The sequence below is a fragment of the Spirillospora sp. NBC_01491 genome (genome assembly GCF_036227065.1).
Taxonomy (GTDB): Bacteria; Actinomycetota; Actinomycetes; order Streptosporangiales; family Streptosporangiaceae; genus Spirillospora; species Spirillospora xylanilytica.
This window is the reverse complement of record NZ_CP109432.1, coordinates 3,400,787-3,419,960: the sequence shown is the minus strand read 5'-3', so window position 1 is coordinate 3,419,960 and position 19,174 is coordinate 3,400,787. Positions and strand designations below refer to the sequence as shown.

Genomic DNA, 19,174 nt, shown 5'->3' with positions numbered 1-19,174 from the left:
ACCGCGTTGCCGAACCTGCAATGAGGTCATGAGCGAACCCATCGAGGACGTGCTCGCCGGGGTCGGCGAGCGGCTGCGCCGGCTCCGCCGGGAACGGGGCGTCACGCTGGCGGCGCTCGCCGAGTCCACCGGCATCTCGGTGAGCACCCTGTCCCGGCTGGAGTCGGGCAAGCGGCGGCCCAGCCTGGAACTGCTGCTGCCGCTCGCGCGGGCCCACCGGGTGCCGCTGGACGAGATGGTCGGCGCCCCCGCGGTCGGCGACCCCCGGATCCGGCCGGAGCCGCGCCGGATCGGGGAGATGACCGCGCTGCCGCTCACCCGGCGTCCCGGCGGCGTCCAGGCGTACAAGCTGCTGGTCCCCGAGATCGTCGACCCGCCCGATCCGCGCACCCACGAGGGGTACGAGTGGGTGTACGTGCTGAACGGCCGGGTCCGGCTCGTCCTGGCCCAGCACGATCTGGTCATGGGGCCCGGCGAGGCCGCGGAGTTCGACACCCGCCTGCCGCACTGGTTCGGGGGGCAGGGCGGACCGGCCGAGGTGCTCAGCCTCTTCGGCCCGCAGGGCGAGCGCGTCCACCTGCGCGCCCGCCCCGGCCGCCCTGGCCGCGCCGACTGACCGCGCCGACTGAACGGACCGGCCGATCGGGTGTCGGGACGGGTCGCCTAGAGTTTTGCGGGGCCCAGATTCCGGTGGGGCTGCTGCTCGACCGGCCCGGGCCGCGCCGGATGATCGCCAGCGGTGCGCTGGTGATGGCCGCCGCGCGTGCGGACCCTCGCGGGACGGTCAGGCGGGGCGGAGTTCGAGGGTGCAGCACTTGGGGCCGCCGCCCGCCTTGCGCAGCTCCGACAGGTCGACCGGGACGGGCTCGTACCCGTGCCGCGCCAGCGTCTCGATCAGGTCGCCGGCCTCGGCGTTGAGCACGACGTGCCGGCCGTCGCACACCGCGTTGAGGCCGAGCACCGCCGCGTCCCGCTCCCCGGCCAGGACGGCGTCCGGGAACATCCGCTCCAGCACCGTGCGGCTGCCCGCGGAGAACGCGCCCGGGTAGTACGCCACGTTCCCGTCCCCGAGGGGGAACAGCGCCGTGTCCAGGTGGTAGAAGCGCGGGTCGACCAGCCGCAGCGTTACCACCGGGCGTCCGAGGAACTCCTGGGCCTCCTGGTGCGCGGCCAGGTCCGTGCGGAACCCGGTGCCCGCCAGGATGACGTCGTCGAGCGTGAGGAAGTCGCCCTCGCCCTCGTTGGTGTGCGCCGGTTCGAGGACGTCGGGGAACCCGTTGTGCCGCAGCCACTCCATGTACGCGGGCCCCTCCGCCGCCCGTTCGGGATGGGTGAACCGGGCGCCGTACGCCTTGCCCGCCACCACCAGCCCGCCGTTCGCCGCGAACACCATGTCGGGCAGTCCCGCGATGGGCTCGATCAGGCTGACCCGGTGCCCCAGGCCGAGATAGGCGCCGCGCAGCGCCTCCCACTGCCCGACCGCCCGGCCCGCGTCGGCGCCCGCCGCCGGGTCCATCCAGGGGTTGATGGCGTACGTCACGGCGAAGTGGTCCGGGCGGCACATCAGGAAGTGGCGCCGCAGCGCGGTCCGGTGGGGGCGCGCGTCCGGGACGTGCGCGGTGCTCGGCTCCATCGCCGGCGAGACGGTCATGCGGACTCCAGGTCATCGCGAGAGGGGGCGGCGGTCGACCATCGAAGCCTAGGAACCCCCGGCTCCGGATCCAATCCGCCGACCTTGCGCTGACCTGGCGGTTCGTTGCTCATTTCGGCCGGACCGCGGCGATTCGTTGCGCGGCGCCGGGCGATGCCGCCGCGCCCCGTCCTAGACGGGGCCGTACCGGTCCCGCGCCCGCAGCGCGAGCCACAGGTCGTAGCGGGCGGAGGGGCCGTTGAGAAGCGACCGTTCGAGGGTCTCCTCGATGCGGACCAGGCGCTTGCGGACGCCGGGCACCGACACCCCGAGGGCGGACGCGGTCGCGTCCAGCCGCGCGCCGCTCTCCAGCCAGGCGCGCAGCGTGCCGGTGAACAGCGCCGGGTCGCGGTCGCTCAGCGGGGCGAGCTGGTCCTCCGCCCACCGGCGCGACTCGGCGGAGCCGAGCAGGATGTCGAGCGGCTGCGGCGCGCTCGTCCGCGGCGGGTCGCCGGGCTGCCCGTGGATCCGCAGCGCCAGGTCGAGCCGCGCCTGCGTCGGCAGCCGGCCCAGGTCGCAGCCGAGCAGCCGCTCGACCAGCCGCAGCCGGCTCGCCAGGGTGTTGCGGTGGATCTTCAACTGGACGCACGCGCGGCCGTACAGGGTCAGCCAGCCCCCCAGCGTCTTGGCCAGTTCCGCCCCGCCGGGGTCGCCCGACCGCTCCGGCAGGTGCGCCAGCAGCGGCCCGAGCACGGCCGCCGCCCACGCCGCCCCACCGCCGCTGAGCAGCGGCGCCAGATCCTCCCGGACGCTGTAGCGGGCGAAGCCGTTCGGATTCCCGCGCGCGGCGGCCAGCGCGTGGAACGCCTGCTTGTAGCCAGTGGCGGCGTCGCGGAGCGCCACGGTGTGCCCGGCGCCGACGCGGATCGAGGTGCCCGCCGCGGCCAGCCCGCGCAGCGTGGCCTCGAGCGGCTCGGGCTCCCGGCCGGGTTCGGGCGAACCGGGCTCCCGGTAGCCGATGGGCCCGGCCGCCCCGGCGCGCGCCCGCGCGGCGCCCGGGCCCGCGTCGGCCGGCGCCAGGATGATGATGTGCCGGATATAGGCCGGGCAGCGGATGATCCAGGCCCGGCCGAGGGCGACGCGGTCGCAGTCTTCGACGGTCGAGTCACGGGCCCTGGTCGGGCACTCCACGATGTACACCCGCAGCCGCTCGGGCAGCTCCGGCCCGATGGCGTTCGCGATGAGGTTCGCCGCGCGCAGGTCGCCGCTCATCAGCCACGTGAGGACGGCCTGGCGGTTGCGCTGCTCGGCGAGGTCGACGCGGGCGCGGTGCTCGTCGTGCTCGTCGAGCCGCCAGCGCAGCCAGACCAGGCCGGCCGCGTCGTCGATCAGCCGGGCCGCGTCCGGGCCGGCCGGCCGCGGCCCGCCCACGATCAGCAGCGGGGCCGGCTCCCGGTCGCCGATCGCGATGACGCGCACCGTGTGGCCGGGCAGCGAGACGACCGCGGGGCCGGACCGCCCGGAGGCGACCCGCTCGAACTGCTCCCGCGCCCCGTCCAGGCCGGGCGGCGGGGACGGGAAGGCGTGCCGCGGGCGCCCGGTGTGATCGGCCAGCACCGCGAACCCGCCCGCCTGCCGCGCCAGCTCGCGCAGCAGGGCGGCGAGGCCGTCGGGCCGCGCCGCCCTCACGTGCAGTTCCCTGAGCAGGTTCACATAGCGGCCGTCCTCGTCCGGCATGCGCTCCTCCCGGGTGGACCCCCTGTGCGGAACCTACAAGTTGATCATATGTCCGGCCAGGCCGTGCACGGCCTCCTTGATGGCCTCGCCCAGCGTGGGGTGCGCGTGCACGTTGCGGGACACCTCGTGCACGGTCAGGTCCCACTGCTGCGCCAGGGTCAGCTCGGGCAGCAGCTCGGTGACCTCCGGGCCGATCAGGTGCGCGCCGAGCAGCTCGCCGTAGCGGGCGTCGCTGATCACCTTGACGAACCCGTCGCCCTCGCCCATGCCGAGCGCCTTGCCGTTGGCGCTGAAGGGGAACTTGGCGACCTTGACGTCGAAGCCCTGCTCCTTGGCCTGCGCCTCGGTCCAGCCGAAGCTGGCGATCTGCGGCTGGCAGTACGTGGCGCGCGGGATCATCACGTAGTCGAGCTCCATCGTCTCGGCGTCCGCGATGGTCTCGGCCGCGACGATGCCCATGGCCTCGGCTGCGTGCGCCAGCATCAGCTTGGCGGTCACGTCGCCGATGGCGAAGATGTGCGGCACCGAGGTGCGACCGCGGCCGTCGATGTCGATCGCGCCGCGGTCCGTCAGCGCGACGCCGGTCTTGTCGAGGCCGTAGCCCTCGACGTTCGGCTGGAACCCGATCGCCTGGAGCACCTTGTCGGCCTCCAGCACCTGCTGGGCGCCGTCCTTGCCGGTCACGGTGACCTTGACCTTCGCGCCGGAGTCGTCGATCGCGTCGACCCGGGTGGAGGTCAGCACGTCGACGCCGAGCTTGCGGTAGCGCTTGGCCAGCTCCTTGGACACGTCGGCGTCCTCGTTGGGCACCATCCGGTCGAGGAACTCGACGATGGTGACCTTCACGCCGTAGTTGTGCAGCACGTACGCGAACTCGACGCCGATGGCGCCCGCGCCCGCGATGACGATGCTCTCGGGCAGGTCGGAGCTGAGGATCTGCTCCTCGTAGGTCACCACCCGCTCCGACAGCGAGGTGCCGGGCAGCAGCTTGGTGTGCGCGCCCGCCGCGATGATGCAGTGCCCGAAGGTGACCGTCTCGCCGGTCCCGTCGGCCTTGGCCACCTGGAGGGTGTTCGGGTCGGTGAAGGTGCCGCGCCCGTCGAAGGTGGTGATCTTGTTCTTCTTCATCAGGAACTGGACGCCCTTGACCAGCTTGTCCGACACCTGACGGCTGCGCTCGAAGGCGGTGCCGTAGTCGAAGGTCACCTGGCCCTCGGCCTTGATGCCGTACTTGTCGGCCTCCTGGGTGAAGATGTGCGCCAGCTCCGCGTTGCGCAGCAGCGCCTTGGAGGGGATGCAGCCGACGTTGAGGCAGACTCCGCCCCAGTACTTCTCCTCGATGATCGCCGTCTTCAGCCCCAGCTGTGCCGACCGGATCGCGGCGACATATCCGCCCGGACCGGAGCCCAGGACCACGACGTCAAAGTGATTGCTCATTCTAATGACGATATTCGCCCCCGGTAGGTGCTCGCATCCCGGCCGCGCGTACCCACCGGTAGTGACGCCCCTCCGTCGGGCGCGGCCCCGCCTCCGGGCGAGTCGGCGGTTACCGGACGTGACGAACCGGCGACCGTTGGAGGTTCTTCGTCACAAGCTGTTAGGGTTTTGTGCGGCTCCCCGTGTTCGAACTCTCGGGGAGGTGGGCGGCCCGCGGGCGGCGATGAGCGACGCGCGGGCGACCCGCGAGCGGTCTGCGAGCGGCCCCTCGGTGACGCCGGTCCCGGCGTGCCGGAACCCCGCCGCCCATCACGTTCGTTGTCGCAAGTCGGACCGGGGCGTCCGCCGGCGGATCCGGCGCGACCGCGCGGCGGGACGGGACGCGAGCGCCCGAGACGGTGTCCGCGACACCGCCGGTCCGTCCGGTCCGTCCGGTCGGCCCGGCTCGAGCCCGGCGGTCGCCCGTACCCAGCCGAAGTGGAGGAGAAGGCGAGTGAGGATTCCCAAGCGCGTCAACACCGTCCTGGACTGGGCGGAGCAGCACTTTGGCGCTCTTGCGGCGGTCGCCGCTCTGGTGATCGCCGCGCTGGCGGCCACGCTGGCGCCACCGCTCGCCGGCCTCCCGGTCGCCGGGTTCATCCTCGGGCTCGCCGCCGGCGGCTTCCTGGTCCACCTGCGGATGGCCAAGCGGGTGACCCGGGCCCGGTCCGAGATCGACGACCTGCTGCGGGAGAACGGCGCGCTGCGGCACCGCAACACCGTCCTCGCCAGCGGCGTGATCACCCGCGAGGCGCAGGTGACCCAGGCCCTGCTCGCCATCCCCGAGGACGTCCTCCTCGGCGAGGAGGACCCGCAGCGCACCGTGGCCCTCCCCGACCTCGGCGACCTGCCCGGCCTTCCGGAGGCCGCGGAATCCCCGAAGCCGCCGAAGCCGCCGAAGATCCCGAAGCCGACGGAGGCCCCGGACGGCGCGGCCGGCGACGCCCCCGAGCAGGCCGCCTCGGAGCGGACCGCGCCCCAGCAGGCCGCCCCTGAGAAGGCCGAGGAGCCCGAGGAGCTCGAGGACACCAAGCGCAACCGCAAGCGCCGCTGACCCCGCTCCCCTTCCCGTCGCCGACTCGCGGTCACCTTCCGGGGACGCTGTGTCAGTTCTGCTGATCTTGGGCAGGACCGATGCCGGGGGGTGACGGTGCCGATGACGGATGGACGATCGGCCTCACGGGGGGACGATCCGCCGGCCGGCGCGCCGGCCGGGCCCCGCGGCCCGGACGAGTCGGCGGTCCGCAAGGCCGTGCTCGCCTCGGCGATGGGCAACTGCATCGAGTGGTTCGACTTCGGCGTGTTCAGCGCCGGGGTGATGACCTCGATCATCGGCACGGTGTTCTTCCCGCCGGGGGAGGGCGGCAGCGCCACGCTCCGGTCGTTCGCGCTGATCGCGGCGGCCTTCCTGGCCCGTCCCTTCGGCGGCATGTTCTTCGGCCCGCTCGGCGACCGGATCGGCCGCAAGCGGGTGCTGGCCACCACGATCATCCTGATGTCGGGCTCCACGTTCGTGATCGGGATCCTGCCCGGCTACGGCACGATCGGCCTCGCCGCCCCGCTGCTGCTGCTCGCGGTACGGCTGGTGCAGGGGTTCTCCACCGGCGGCGAGTACGGCGGCGCCGCCACGATGATCGCCGAGTACGCGCCGACGAACCGGCGCGGGTTCTTCGGCAGCTTCCTGGAGCTGGGCACGCTGACCGGCTACATCATGGGCGCCGGACTGGTCCTGATCGTCAACGTCGTGCTGGGCGACGCGACGATGCACTCCTGGGGCTGGCGCATCCCGTTCCTGATCGCGCTGCCCCTCGGCCTGGTCGGCCTGTACGTGCGGACCCGCATCGAGGACACGCCGGTGTTCCAGCGGATGGAGGCGGCCGGCAAGAAGGCCAGGTCGCCGCTCCGGGAGACGCTGCTGAACAACTGGCGGATGGTCCTGATGCTGATCGGGATCGTGTTCCTGCTGAACGTGGCCGACTACACGCTGCTGACGTTCATGCCGTCCTACCTCACCGAGAACCTGGCGATGGGCGACGTCACCGCGCAGCTCATCACCATCGGGGTGGAGTTCGTGATGATCCTGGTGATCGTCCCGGTGGGCGGGCTGTCGGACCGGATCGGCCGCAAGCCGCTGCTGCTGACCGCGGCGGTCGGGTACGTGGTGCTGTCCTGGCCCGCGTTCGCGCTGATGCAGACCGAGAACGCGCTCGGCGTCGCGGCCGGCTACGCGATCGTGGGCGGGCTGCTGGTGCTGATGCTGGCGGTGGTCGGCGCGACGTTCCCGGCGATGTTCCCGACCAAGGTGCGGTACGGGGCGTTCGCGATCGGCTACAACGTCTCCACGTCGCTGTTCGGCGGCACCGCCGCCGTGCTGGTGGGCTCGCTGATCAAGATCACCGGCACCAACTACGTCCCGGCGTACTACCTGATGCTGGCCGGGCTGGTGGCGCTGGTCCCGATCACCATGATCCCTGAGACCGCGCGCGTCCCGATCGAGCGCACCGGGACGGGATCCGCCCCGGAACCTGCGGGTTCCGGGGCGGCCGGGGCGTGAGCGGCGCGGTCAGCGGGAGGCGGCGAAGCGGCGGCGGGCCCAGCCCGCCAGCGTCGCCGAGATCACGAGAGCGGCACCGGTCTCGATCAGCAGTGCGGTCCAAACGGCGGTCACTGTGGGCCTCCTTCCGGGGGGGGCGGGTCCTTCCGAGAGCGGACCCGATCTTCACTTCGCCCAACACCCGCGGTGCGGCCGATCCTTCCGAGCCGGAGCCGTTCCGGACGGTGATGTGTATCACTTTCGACCCTGCTGACCTGGGAATAAACCTTAAAGAGGGTAAAAGTGCAGGTCGTCCGGCTGGACGGTCAGGAGCGGCGCAGGCCGGCGAAGAACGCGCGCACGTCCGCGACCAGCAGATCGGGGACCTCCAGGGCGGCGAAGTGGCCTCCGGAGTCGAACTCGGTCCACCGTGTGACCCGGTGCGCGCGCTCCGCGAACCGCCGGACGGTCGAGTCGCCCGCGAAGACGGCCACGCCTACAGGGACCGGTGACGGCTCGGGCGCCGGTCCCCATGCGGCGGCGCTCTCCCGGTAGAGGCGGGCTGAGGAACCGGCCGTGCCGGTCAGCCAGGAGACCGTCACGGCGGTCAGGATCGTGTCCCGGTCGAGCGCGCCGATCTTGTCGCCATGGCCCGCGTACCAGTCGGCGTACCAGGCGAGCTGCCCTACAGGGGAGTCAACCAGGGCATACGCCAGCGTCTGCGGACGGGTTCCCTGGATCATCGCGTAGCCGGACAGTTCACGGTGCCAGCGCTCGATACCCGCCATCCGTGCCAGCTCCGCCTCGGACAGGCCCTCCAGGTCGGCCGGATCCCTGGACGGCGTCGTCACCAGCGCGTTGACGTGCACACCGGCCACCCGGTCGGGCTCGGCACGGGCGAGCTCTGGGGAGATGATCGAACCGAAGTCGCCGCCCTGCGCCCCGTACCGCTCGTACCCGAGCCGGCGCATCAGCTCCGCCCACGCCCGCGCCACGCGCGCGGCGCCCCAGCCCGTCTCGCGCGTCGGGCCGGAGAACCCGTACCCCGGGATGGACGGGGCGACGACGTGGAACGCGTCCGAGGCGTCCCCGCCGTGGGCACGAGGGTCGGTCAGCGGTCCGATCACCTTCAGGAAGTCGGCGGCCGATCCCGGCCAGCCGTGCGTGAGGAGCAGCGGCAGGGCGTCCGGCTCCGGCGAGCGGACGTGGAGGAAGTGCACATTCTGCCCGGAGATCACGGTGGTGAACTGCGGGAAGGCGTTCAGTTCGGCCTCGTGCCGCCGCCAGTCGTACTCCGTCCGCCAGTACTCGGCCATGTCCTGGACATAGTCGCCGGCGGTGCCGTACGACCAACCGACACCGGGAATCTCATCGGGCCGGCGGGTCCGGGCGAGGCGGTCGCGCAGGTCGTCCAGATCGGCCTGCGGGATCTCTATGTGGAACGGGTGGATTTCGTCTTCTCGCATGTCAGGGACGTTAGGGGGAGTGGCGGTCGCCAGTCGTCCGCCATACCCCCCCGGCGCGGGCCCGGTCCCCGTTCCCGCAAGGGCCTCCCGGCGTGGCGGCCGGTGCGGGCAAAGTAAGGGAACTCTCTCATTGCGATCAAGTGATTACCATGGGTAGCGTCTCTGGCGGCGGGAAATGCATGTGTACATAAAGGACACCATCGAACATGAGTGTCCATTCCGCTGATTCTTCCATTCGCTCTCAGAGCGACCATTTCTGTCGGCAGCAACGGAATCGGTGGTGTGGATCGTGACGGAACAGCAGTTGAGCCTGGGTACGGCGGCGGCACGCAATCTCGCGACGACGACCAAGTCCGTCCCCCAGATGCAGGGCATCTCCTCCCGGTGGCTGCTCAAGCTGCTGCCCTGGGTGCAGGCGGCCGGCGGCGCCTACCGGGTCAACCGCCGGCTCAGCTACATGGTCGGCGACGGGCGGATCACGTTCGTGACCACCGGCGCCGACGTCCGCGTCGTCCCGCGCGAGCTCGGCGAGCTGCCGCCCCTGCGCGGCTTCGAGGACGAGCCGGTGCTGGAGGGCCTCGCCGGCCGCTTCGTCCAGCGCGAGTACGCGCCCGGCGACGTCATCGTCGAGCAGGGCCGGCCGGTCGACCAGGTCTTCCTGATCGCGCACGGCAAGCTCAACCGGATCGCCACCGGCGAGTACGGCGACGACGCCCTGCTGGGCGTGCTCGCCGGCGGCGAGTTCTTCGGCCACGGGGCGCTGCTCGGCGAGCAGCCCGACTGGGACCACACCGTCAGGGCGGTGACCGCCTGCACCCTGCTCACCCTGTCCGAAGGGGAGTTCCGGGAGGTCCTGGGCCGCTCCGAGGAGCTCCAGGCGCACATCGCCGACTTCCGCGAGCGGCCCGAGCGCGCGCAGGACGAGCACGGCGAAGCCGCGATCGAGCTGGCCTCCGGGCACTCCGGTGAGCCGTCCCTGCCCGGCACCTTCGTCGACTACGAGGGCTCGCCGCGCGAGTACGAGCTGAGCGTCGCCCAGACCGTGCTGCGGGTCCACTCCCGGGTCGCCGACCTCTACAACGAGCCGATGGACCAGGTCGAGCAGCAGCTCAGGCTGACCATCGAGGCGCTGCGCGAGCGGCAGGAGCAGGAGCTGATCAACAGCCGCGACTTCGGGCTGCTGCACAACGCCGACCTCACCCAGCGCATCCACACCCGCACCGGGCCGCCCACCCCCGACGACATGGACGACCTGCTCACCCTCGTCTGGAAGGACCCGGCGTTCTTCCTCGCCCACCCGAAGACGATCGCGGCGTTCGGCCGCGAGTGCAGCGCGCGCGGCGTCTACCCCGAGAGCGTCGACGTGCAGGGCAGCAAGGTCCCGGCCTGGCGCGGCGTCCCGATCTTCCCGAGCAACAAGATCCCGATCAGCCCGACCCGGACCAGCTCGGTGCTGCTGATGCGCACCGGCGAGTCCGACCAGGGCGTCGTCGGGCTGCACCAGACCGGCATCCCGGACGAGTTCCAGCCCGGCCTGTCGGTCCGCTTCATGGGCATCGACGACAAGGCGCTCATCTCCTACCTCGTCAGCGCCTACTACTCGGCCGCCGTCCTGGTGCCCGACGCGCTCGGCATCCTGGAGAGCGTCGAGATCGCGCATGGCGGTGCGGCCAGTGCCGCCCTTTGACCTCCCCGACTTCTACCTGCCGCATCCGGCGCGGCTGAACCCGCACCTGGAACGCAGCCGCGCGCACTCCGCGCGGTGGGCCCGCGACATGGGCGTCCTCCCCCCGGACGGCGCCGCCCCCCTCATCTGGACCGAGCAGGACTACGCCGCCCACGACTACGCCCTGCTCACCGCCTATACCCACCCCGACGCCCCCGCCCCCGTCCTCGACCTGGTGAACGACTGGTACGTCTGGGTGTTCTACTTCGACGACCACTTCCTGGAGCACTACAAACGCCCCCGCGACATGGCGGGCGCCCGCGCGTACCTGGCGCGGCTGCCCTCGTTCATGCCGGCGGACCCGGGCGAGGCGCCCCCGGCCGAGCCACGCGACCCGGTCGAACGGGGCCTCGCCGACCTATGGGCGCGCACCGTCCCGCTCATGTCGGGGCAGTGGCGCGCACGGTTCGCCGAGAGCACCCGCAACCTGCTCCAGGAGTCGCTCTGGGAGCTGTCCAACATCGACGAGGGGCGGGTGCCCAACCCGATCGACTACGTCCAGATGCGCCGCAAGGTCGGCGGCGCGCCCTGGTCGGCCGACCTCGTCGAGGTCGCCCTCGGCGCCGAGCTGCCGGCCGGGATCGCCGCGACCCGTCCGCTGCGCGTGCTCAAGGACACGTTCGCCGACGCCGTGCACCTGCGCAACGACCTGTTCTCCTATCGGCGCGAGACCGAGGAGGAGGACGAGCTCAACAACGGCGTGCTGGTCGTGCAGAGGTTCTTCGACGTCGGTCCGCAGCGGGCCGCCGACACGGTCAACGACCTGCTGACCTCGCGGCTGCGGCAGTTCGAGAACACCGCCGGCACCGAGCTGCCCCCGCTGCTCGACGAGCACGCGCCGACGCCCGAGGCGCGGCTCGGCGTGCTCAGGTACGTCCGGGGCCTCCAAGACTGGCAGTCGGGCGCGCACGCGTGGCATCTGCGGTCCGGCCGCTACACGGACCGGGGAGCCGAGGGGGCCGGCCGGCCGCTGCCGTCCGGGCCCCTCGGGCTCGGCACCTCGGCCGTCCGGCCCCGCGTGCCCGAGCGTCCCCCGCGCGGCGGCCCCCCGGCCGCCGCGCGCACGGCCGCCGAACCCTTCGAGGCCCCCCGGCTCACCGTCCCGTACGGCGCGCGGCTCAACCCGCGCGTGGACGCCGTCCGGGCGCACGCCGGGACCTGGGCGGCCGAGATGGGCCTGCTCGACCAGGGCGGCTGGGACCGCGACGCGTTCGACGCCGCCGACTACGGGCTGTTCGCCGCGCTGACCCATCCCGACGCGTCCGGCGCCGGGCTGGAGCTGGTCAACGACTGGCACCTGTGGGGCTTCTACGTCGACGACCTGTTCGCCGAACGGTTCACGCGCGCCTGCGACGCCGTCGGTGCCAGGGCCTTCGTCGCGCGGCTGGCGGAGTTCATGCCGGCCGACCCGGCCGCCGGGGCCGTCCCGGCGGCCCCGGCCGAACGGGCGCTAGCCGACCTGTGGGCCCGTACCGCCCCGGCGATGACGGTGGCCGACCGCCGTGAGTTCGCCGCCGTGGTGGGCCGCTTCGTCGGGAGCCGGCTGTGGGAGCTGGCCGGGCACGCCCAGCGCCGGGTCCCCGACCCCGTCGACCACATCGAGATGCGCCGCACCACCGGCGGAGCCGAGTTCTCGACCGGCCTGCTGCGGCACTGCCTCCAGGACGAGGTCCCGGCCGCGGTGCTGGGCACCGGCCCGATGCGGGCCCTGGTCGACGCCTTCGCCGACGTCGGCGGCCTGCACCACGACCTGCTGGCGTACCGGAGGGAGGTCGAGGACGGCGAGGAGCTCGACAACGCCGTGCTCGCCGTCGCGGGCTTCCTCGGCTGCGCCCCGCGCCGCGCGGCCGAGATCGTCGGCGACCTGGCCGCCGCGCGCACCCGCGAGTTCGACCGCATCGTCACGGCCGAACTGCCCGCGCTGACCGACGGCCTCGACCCCGCCGCCCGCGATCGCCTGACCGGCCACATCGAGGGCCTCCGCCGCTGGATGGCCGGCGACCTGGAATGGGCGGCCACCACCGGCCGCTACCGCGCCCCATCCGGGTCCCCGTCCGGGTCCCCGGCCGCGTCCCCGGCCCTCGCCCGCCACCGGTCCACCCACGGCCCACCCCGCCGCCCCCGCGTCCCTCCGCCCCCCGGTGGAGGCGGCGGGCCGGGCACCCGGCCGGCACGCACCAAGCCCACAGCGCCCGGCGGGCCGATCGTGCTGAGCGGGTCGACCGGGTTCGCCGGGCCGAAGGGGCTCGGAGGGCCGGTGGGGCTCGGTACCTCGGCGGCGGATCTGGGGGCGTTCAAGGGGGCGCTCCACTCACCTAAGCACTCAACGATGCCGGGAGGTCGCGGTTCATGACGGAGCAGCAGTTGAGCCTGAGTACGGCGGCGGCGCGCAATCTCGCGACGACCACCAAGTCCGTACCGCAGATGCAGGGCATCACGCCGCGGTGGCTGCTGCGGGTGCTGCCGTGGGTGCGGGCCGGGGGCGGCACCTATCGCGTCAACCGGCGGCTGACGTACCAGCTCGGCGACGGCCGGGTGACGTTCGTGAACATCGGCGCGCGGGTCCGCGTCGTCCCGCCCGAGCTGGCCGAGCTGCCCCCGCTGCGCGGCCTCGACGACCCCGCGGTCCTGGAGGGCATCGCCGAGCGGTTCGTCCAGCGGGAGTACGCGCCCGGCGAGGTCATCGTGCAGCCCGGCGGGCCCCTCGACCAGGTGTTCCTCATCGCGCACGGCAAGGTCGCGCAGGTCGGCACCGGCGAGTACGGCGACGAGACCGCGCTGGGCGTCCTCGCCGACGGGGAGTTCTTCGGCGACCGGGCGCTGCTCGGCACGGCCGAGGAGTGGGGGCACGCGCTCCGCGCGCTCACCCCCTGCACGGTGCTGACGCTCTCCCGGGACGCCATCGGCGAGCTGACCGGCCGGTCCGAGACGCTCCGCGCGCACCTGGACGCGTACCTGCGCGCCCCCGTCCGGCCGCAGAACAAGCAGGGCGAGTCGGCGATCGACCTGGCGGCGGGGCACGACGGCGAACCGTCGCTGCCCGGCACGTTCGTCGACTACGAGGCGTCCCCGCGGGAGTACGAGCTGGCGGTCACCCAGACGCTGCTCCGGGTGCACACCCGCGTCGCCGATCTCTACAACCAGCCGATGAACCAGCTCGAGCAGCAGCTCCGGCTGACCATCGAGGAGATCCGCGAACGCCAGGAGCACGAACTGATCAACAACCGCGACTTCGGGCTGCTGCACAACGCCGACCTGCGACAGCGGATCCAGACCCGCGGCGGCCCGCCAACCCCCGACGACCTGGACGATCTGCTGTCCCGGCGCCGCGGGTCGCGGTTCTTCCTCGCCCACCCCCGCACCATCGCCGCGTTCGGCCGCGAGTGCACCCGGCGCGGCGTCTACGCGGCCACGGTCCAGTCGCAGGGACGGACCGTCCAGGCGTGGCGCGGCGTGCCGATCTACCCGTGCGACAAGATCCCGGTCACCCCGTCCGGCACCAGCTCGATCCTGGTGTTGCGCACCGGGGAGTCCGACCAGGGCGTGGTCGGGCTGCACCGCACCGGGATGGCCGACGAGGTGCAGCCGGGCCTGTCGGTGCGGTTTACCGGGATCAGCGACAAGGCGATCCTGTCCTACCTGGTGAGCGCCTACTACTCGGCCGCGATCCTGGTCCCCGACGCCCTCGGCGTCCTGGAGAACGTGGAGATCGCCAGGTGAGAGGGGGGACCGACATGGCGTCCACCCGGGAGACGGCCCGTTCCGCGGCCGAGGTGCTGGCCTGGAGCCGCGGGCTGGTCGACCCCGCGCTGCGCTCCGCGGTCGACGCCCTGCCCGAGTCGATGCGGCGCATCGCCGAGTACCACTTCGGCTGGCAGGACGAGTCGGGCGGCGGCGGGGGCAAGGCCATCCGGCCGGCGTTGACGCTGCTGGCGGCCGGTGCGGTCGGCGGCACGGCGGCAGCGGCGCTGCCGGCCGCGCTGGGGGTCGAGCTGACGCACAACTTCTCGCTGCTGCACGACGACGTGATGGACGAGGACCTCACCCGCCGGCACCGTCCGACCGCGTGGAGCGTGTTCGGCACGAGCGCGGCGATCCTCGCCGGTGACGCCCTGCTCGCCGCGGCGTTCGAGGTCGTCGCCGACGAGCGGTGCCCCGCCGCGGCCCGGGGGGTCCGCGTCCTCAGCGCCGCCGTGCTGGAGCTGGTGGAGGGGCAGAGCTCGGACATGTCGTTCGAGGAGCGCTCCGACGTGACGGTCGACGAGTGCCTGCGGATGGCCGGCCGCAAGACCGGTGCGCTCCTCGGCTGCGCGTGCGCCCTCGGCGCCGTGTACGGCGGCGGCACCAGCGAGCAGGTCGACCGGCTGCGCGCCTTCGGCGAGCGGCTCGGGCTGGCCTTCCAGCTCATCGACGACCTGCTCGGCATCTGGGGCGACCCGGACGTCACCGGTAAACCCGTCCATTCCGACCTGCGCAACCGGAAGAAGTCCCTCCCGGTGGTCGCGGCGCTCACCTCCGGTACCCCCGCCGGGGCCGAACTGTCCGCCCTCTACCTGCGCGACCGGCCCCTGACCGGCGACGAACCGGCCCGCGCGGCGACGCTGACCGAGGCCGCCGGCGGACGGGCCTGGGCCGTCCGGCGCGCCGACGAGCTGCTGGCGGGTGCGCTGTCCCAGCTCGAGGCCGCCGCGCCGGCCTCGACGGCGAGCGAGGAACTGCGCGTCCTCGCCCGCCTGGTCACCCGCAGGGACCACTGACGTCGCGCGGGCGCCGGCCGTTACGTGACCGCGCGTCCGGCGCCCGCGCGACCCCCGCGATTCCGGGGGTTCGGCCGTGACGCGTCGTTCAGGGCGTGCCGGACGTTCAGCCGCTGGACCCCGCCGACCCTCCACATCACCGGTGGAGATGCTCCGATCCGAGGGCCCGGCACTGTTTCAGGGGCGAGTCGAACTGCTGCCACGCGATGCGCCGACCGGTCGCTCGGCTGTCGAATGACGGGGTTCGGTCTCCGCTGGGCCCCGCCCGAAATCCGTTTGTCCAGGCCGTGAGGGGTCGCTAGCCTCGTGGCGTCGTGAGGACGACTGATCATCGAGCGGCGTCCGGCCGGCGCACTGGGCCGCGGACTTCCCCGCCGAAGGGGATCACGTCGTCGCCGGCCTGTTCGGCGCCTACCCGGCATGGCTGGGCGAGTACGGCCACCGTCAGATCATCGAGCGCGACAGCGGTTTGGTGGTCGGCTCGATCGGACTGTTCTTGCCGCACAGCGCCGGCGGCCTGGAGATCGGGTACGGCGTCGTGGCCTCCCGGCGGGGCCGCGGCTACGCCTCGGAGGCAACCCGCGCCCTGACCGGCTTCGCCTTCACCGCAGCGGGCGTCCGCACCGTCTACGCCAACGTGGGAACTGTCGAACCCGCCGTCCGTCCGGGTGCTGGAGAAGGCCGGCTTCCAGCGGGCGGCCACCGACGCGGAGGAGAACACCACGCAGTACCGCATCGCGGCACCCGCCGACCGGGCCGCTACTTCTTGAGCCAGGACTCCAGGCCGTCCAGGACGCGTTCCAGGCCGAAGGCGAAGGCGGCGTCCTGGTGCGCGGCGACGTCGAGCGACTCGTTCTGGCCGAACCAGGCGGCCAGCATGGGGTACTCGCCGGCGACACTCTCTATATAGGGGTGGAGCTGGCCGAGGAGGTCGGCGGCGTTCTTGCCGGCCTGCGCCATGGCGCTCTGCAGGGCCGCCTCGGCGGTGGCGGCGCCGACGGCGTGCGCGGTCAGCAGTGAGCTGGCCCAGGCGAGTTCCTTGCCCGCGAAGCCGGCCGCGGTGAGGACCGCCGCGGAGCGCTCGCCGATGCGCAGGGCGTTCGGGCCGATGGCGGGGTGGACGCCGAGCAGCCCGGTCAGCCAGGTGTGCCGGAGGATCACCCCGCGCAGGCCGCCCGCGAGGGCGGCGGCGGCGGTGCGCCAGCCGACCCCGGCGGGGTCGGGGATGTCGATCTCGCCCATGATCTCGTCGACGGCCAGCTCGAGGAGCTCGTCCTTGGTGGCGACGTAGAAGTAGGCCGAGGTGGCGCCCGCGCTGAGGTGGGCGGCGAGGCGGCGCATGCTCAGGCCGTCCAGCCCGTCGGCGTCGAGGATCTCGATCGCGGCGCCGACGATCTCTTCGCGGCTGAGCTGCGGGCGGCCCCGGCGGGGCCGGGCCGGGCGCAGCCAGACCGAGCCGGCGATGGGGTCGGGAGTGGGCGGCATTCAGCGTCCTTCGTGCACGGGGTGGGGGTTCACTTTACCGTCTGGCAGACGCTGTACGAGGATTGGTACGGTGTTCGAAAATAGGTCCGCTGTACGAACGGAAGCCATGCAACCCCCTCATCCGCGCCGCTGGCTGATCCTCGGCGTCCTGTGCCTGAGCCTGCTCGTCGTCATCATCGACAACACCGTCCTCAACGTCGCGATCCCGTCGCTGATGCGCGACCTGCACGCGAGCAACGCCGACATCCAGTGGATCCTGGACGCCTACATGGTGGTGTTCGCCGGCCTGCTGCTCACCGCGGGCGCCCTGTCCGACCGGTACGGGCGGCGCCGCGGCCTGATCGTCGGGCTGGTGGTGTTCGGCGGCGCGTCGGCGCTCGCCACCTTGGCGGACTCGCCGGGGCAGCTCATCGCCGCGCGGGCGCTGATGGGCGTCGGCGGCGCGTTCCTCATGCCGGGCACGCTGTCCATCCTGACCACGGTCTTCGACGACGGCGAGCGCAAGAAGGCGCTGGCCATCTGGAGCTCGGTGCTCATGCTGGGCGCGCTCGGCGGCCCGGTCGTCGGCGGGCTGCTGCTGCGGCACTTCTGGTGGGGGTCGGTGTTCCTGCTGAACCTGCCGATCGCGGCGCTCGGCGTGCTCGCCGCCCTGCTGATCATCCCCGAGTCGCGCGGTCCGGCGGTGCGCCCGGACCTGGTGGGCGCGGTGCTGTCCACGATCGGGATGACCGCGCTGGTGTGGGGGGTCATCGAGGTCGCGCGGGACGGCTGGTCCTCGCCGGCGACGGGCGGCGGGTTCGTGGTGAGCGTCGCCGCGATGGCCGCGTTCGTGCTGTGGGAGCAGCGCTGCCCGGAGCCGATGCTGCCGATGCGGCTGTTCCTCGACCGCAACTTCAGCGGGGCCAGCCTGTCGGTCGTGCTGATGTCGTTCTCGGCGGGCGGGCTGATGCTCGCGCTCACCCAGTACCTGCAGTTCGTGCTCGGGTACAGCCCGCTCAAGGCGGGCACCGCGTTCATCCCGCTCATCGTCTCCGCGATGGTGTTCAACGGCGTCGGGGTGCTGGTCGACAAGAGGTTCGGCGCCCGGATCGCCGTGGCCGGCGGGCTCGCGCTGCTCGCGGCCGGGTTCGGTGTGCTCGCCACGCTGTCCGCCGGCGACGGCTACCTCAAGCTGGCGGTCGCCCTAGTGGTCATGGGGATGGGCAGCGGGACGATGGGGCCGGCCGCGTACGGGACGCTGCTGGGCGCGCTGCCGCCCGAGCGCGCCGGGGTCGGCTCGGCGGTCAACGACACCGTCCAGCAGTTGGGCCAGGCGCTCAGTGTGGCGGTGCTGGGGAGCGTCCTGTCGGCGGCCTACTCGGGCAATCTGCCGGACGGGGTCACCGGCCCGGCGCGGGAGTCCATCGGGGACGCGCTGGGCATCGCGGCGGAGCGGGGCGATGCGGCGCTGGCCGTGGCGGCGCGGGACGCCTTCACCGACGCGATGTCGACCACGTCGATCGCGGGCGTGATCGGCGGGATCGCCGCCGCGGTGCTCGCCTTCGCCGTGCTGCGCCCCTCGCCGCCGGCCGCGCCCGTGGGTCCGGCCGCCGAACCGCAGTCCGACCCGGCCGCGCCCGCCACGGGGTGACCGGCGCGACCGGAGACGGGGACGGGGACGGGGACGGTGGTCAGGCGCGGGCGGCGGCGGAGGCCATGCCGAGCCAGGTGTGCGGGTTGCCGGCCCAGCACCAGCCCAGCTTCGGCGCGTTCTGGCTGATCCAGATGGCCGGGACGCGGCGGTCGCCGCAGCGGGAGCCGCCGAGCGAGAAGCACTTGTTCTTGGCCAGCGCGGACGGATGCTGGGTGACCAGCGCGATGCCCTCCTCGATGGTGAGCGGGGTCCGGCCGCGGCCGGCGATCGCGGCCATCGCGTCGTTCGGGACGGCCCCGCAGAACTCCTCGCCCCGTTCGACGCCGAAGAGCACGTAGGCGGGCGCGTCGGGTGCTCCGGTCTCCTCCGTGGAGACGAAGCGCCCGATGTCGCCCTCCTTGTAGTGGCGGTCGATGACGCCGGGCTTGGTGCGTCCGGCCACGGTGGTCAGCCGGATGGAGTCCTCGATCGGCACCAGTTCCCGGGTCACCACCAGAACGAACGGGACGCGGCCCTCCTCGGGGGCGTCCACGGAGCCTCCGGCCCCCGCCGCGGCCGTGTCTTTCGTCACGGTCGCGCGAAGCGGGGACAGCAACTCGGTGAACGCCTCGGCGCTCAGTCCCGCGTGCTCGTGGTAGCGCTTGTCGAGCAGGGTCCGGACCTGCCGGTCGAACTCCGTGCCCGCGTCGGTGGACGTCACGTGGATAGGGCCTCTCTCTGGCGGAACCGAT

General features: G+C 73.0%; 14 protein-coding genes and 1 pseudogene. 9 read left to right on the top strand and 6 right to left on the bottom strand.

Annotated features, from left to right (window positions below; translation table 11 throughout):
- Window positions 1-28 precede the first annotated feature (28 nt).
- Complete coding sequence (locus OHA34_RS15750; protein ID WP_285941928.1) at window positions 29-616, top strand: XRE family transcriptional regulator; 588 nt, start codon at window positions 29-31, stop codon at window positions 614-616.
- A 168-nt stretch (window positions 617-784) separates the two neighbouring features.
- On the opposite strand, the gene ddaH is transcribed toward OHA34_RS15750, so the two are convergent.
- The 3 genes from ddaH to lpdA form a co-directional block, all read right to left on the bottom strand.
- On the bottom strand, window positions 785-1,633 hold the full coding sequence (ddaH, locus tag OHA34_RS15745) for a dimethylargininase (protein WP_443029654.1): 849 nt from the start codon (window positions 1,631-1,633) through the stop codon (window positions 785-787).
- 189 nt (window positions 1,634-1,822) lie between these two features.
- Window positions 1,823-3,367: a helix-turn-helix domain-containing protein gene (locus OHA34_RS15740; RefSeq protein WP_285941927.1), complete on the bottom strand. Its 1,545-nt coding sequence runs from the start codon at window positions 3,365-3,367 to the stop codon at window positions 1,823-1,825.
- A 33-nt stretch (window positions 3,368-3,400) separates the two neighbouring features.
- A complete protein-coding gene (gene lpdA, locus OHA34_RS15735; RefSeq protein ID WP_285941926.1) occupies window positions 3,401-4,804 on the bottom strand; it encodes a dihydrolipoyl dehydrogenase in 1,404 nt (467 codons plus the stop codon).
- Window positions 4,805-5,297: 493 nt separating this feature from the next.
- On the opposite strand from lpdA, the gene OHA34_RS15730 reads away from it, so the two are divergent.
- On the top strand, window positions 5,298-5,897 hold the full coding sequence (locus OHA34_RS15730; protein ID WP_329522055.1) for a hypothetical protein: 600 nt from the start codon (window positions 5,298-5,300) through the stop codon (window positions 5,895-5,897).
- Window positions 5,898-5,999: 102 nt separating this feature from the next.
- The gene (locus OHA34_RS15725; RefSeq protein WP_285941924.1) at window positions 6,000-7,397 is read left to right on the top strand and encodes an MFS transporter; all 1,398 of its coding nucleotides are present in this window, start codon (window positions 6,000-6,002) and stop codon (window positions 7,395-7,397) included.
- A gap of 305 nt (window positions 7,398-7,702) precedes the next feature.
- Here OHA34_RS15725 and OHA34_RS15720 read toward each other — a convergent pair whose 3' ends face one another.
- Complete coding sequence (locus OHA34_RS15720; RefSeq protein ID WP_329522054.1) at window positions 7,703-8,842, bottom strand: epoxide hydrolase family protein; 1,140 nt, start codon at window positions 8,840-8,842, stop codon at window positions 7,703-7,705.
- A 289-nt stretch (window positions 8,843-9,131) separates the two neighbouring features.
- Between OHA34_RS15720 and OHA34_RS15715 the strand changes: the two genes are divergently transcribed.
- The 5 genes and pseudogenes from OHA34_RS15715 to OHA34_RS15695 all read left to right on the top strand — a co-directional run.
- On the top strand, window positions 9,132-10,529 hold the full coding sequence (locus tag OHA34_RS15715) for a family 2B encapsulin nanocompartment shell protein (RefSeq protein WP_285941922.1): 1,398 nt from the start codon (window positions 9,132-9,134) through the stop codon (window positions 10,527-10,529).
- Window positions 10,516-12,921 (top strand): terpene synthase family protein, encoded by a 2,406-nt coding sequence (locus OHA34_RS15710; protein WP_329522053.1) that lies wholly within the window; start codon window positions 10,516-10,518, stop codon window positions 12,919-12,921. Before OHA34_RS15715 ends, OHA34_RS15710 begins: the two co-directional genes overlap by 14 nt.
- The gene (locus OHA34_RS15705; protein ID WP_285941920.1) at window positions 12,918-14,288 is read left to right on the top strand and encodes a family 2B encapsulin nanocompartment shell protein; all 1,371 of its coding nucleotides are present in this window, start codon (window positions 12,918-12,920) and stop codon (window positions 14,286-14,288) included. The genes OHA34_RS15710 and OHA34_RS15705 overlap by 4 nt, the downstream gene beginning before the upstream one ends.
- A gap of 14 nt (window positions 14,289-14,302) precedes the next feature.
- Complete coding sequence (locus tag OHA34_RS15700) at window positions 14,303-15,325, top strand: family 2 encapsulin nanocompartment cargo protein polyprenyl transferase (RefSeq protein WP_285941919.1); 1,023 nt, start codon at window positions 14,303-14,305, stop codon at window positions 15,323-15,325.
- Window positions 15,326-15,797: 472 nt separating this feature from the next.
- Window positions 15,798-15,908 (top strand): annotated as a pseudogene (locus tag OHA34_RS15695) (GNAT family N-acetyltransferase); the annotation flags it as partial.
- 176 nt (window positions 15,909-16,084) lie between these two features.
- Here OHA34_RS15695 and OHA34_RS15690 read toward each other — a convergent pair.
- The gene (locus tag OHA34_RS15690) at window positions 16,085-16,810 is read right to left on the bottom strand and encodes a TetR/AcrR family transcriptional regulator (RefSeq protein ID WP_329522052.1); all 726 of its coding nucleotides are present in this window, start codon (window positions 16,808-16,810) and stop codon (window positions 16,085-16,087) included.
- 106 nt (window positions 16,811-16,916) lie between these two features.
- On the opposite strand from OHA34_RS15690, the gene OHA34_RS15685 reads away from it, so the two are divergent.
- Complete coding sequence (locus OHA34_RS15685) at window positions 16,917-18,440, top strand: MFS transporter (protein WP_329522051.1); 1,524 nt, start codon at window positions 16,917-16,919, stop codon at window positions 18,438-18,440.
- 40 nt (window positions 18,441-18,480) lie between these two features.
- Here the strand turns inward: OHA34_RS15685 and OHA34_RS15680 are convergent, their stop codons facing one another.
- On the bottom strand, window positions 18,481-19,143 hold the full coding sequence (locus OHA34_RS15680) for a DUF5701 family protein (protein WP_329522050.1): 663 nt from the start codon (window positions 19,141-19,143) through the stop codon (window positions 18,481-18,483).
- Between the last annotated feature and the right edge of the window lie 31 nt (window positions 19,144-19,174).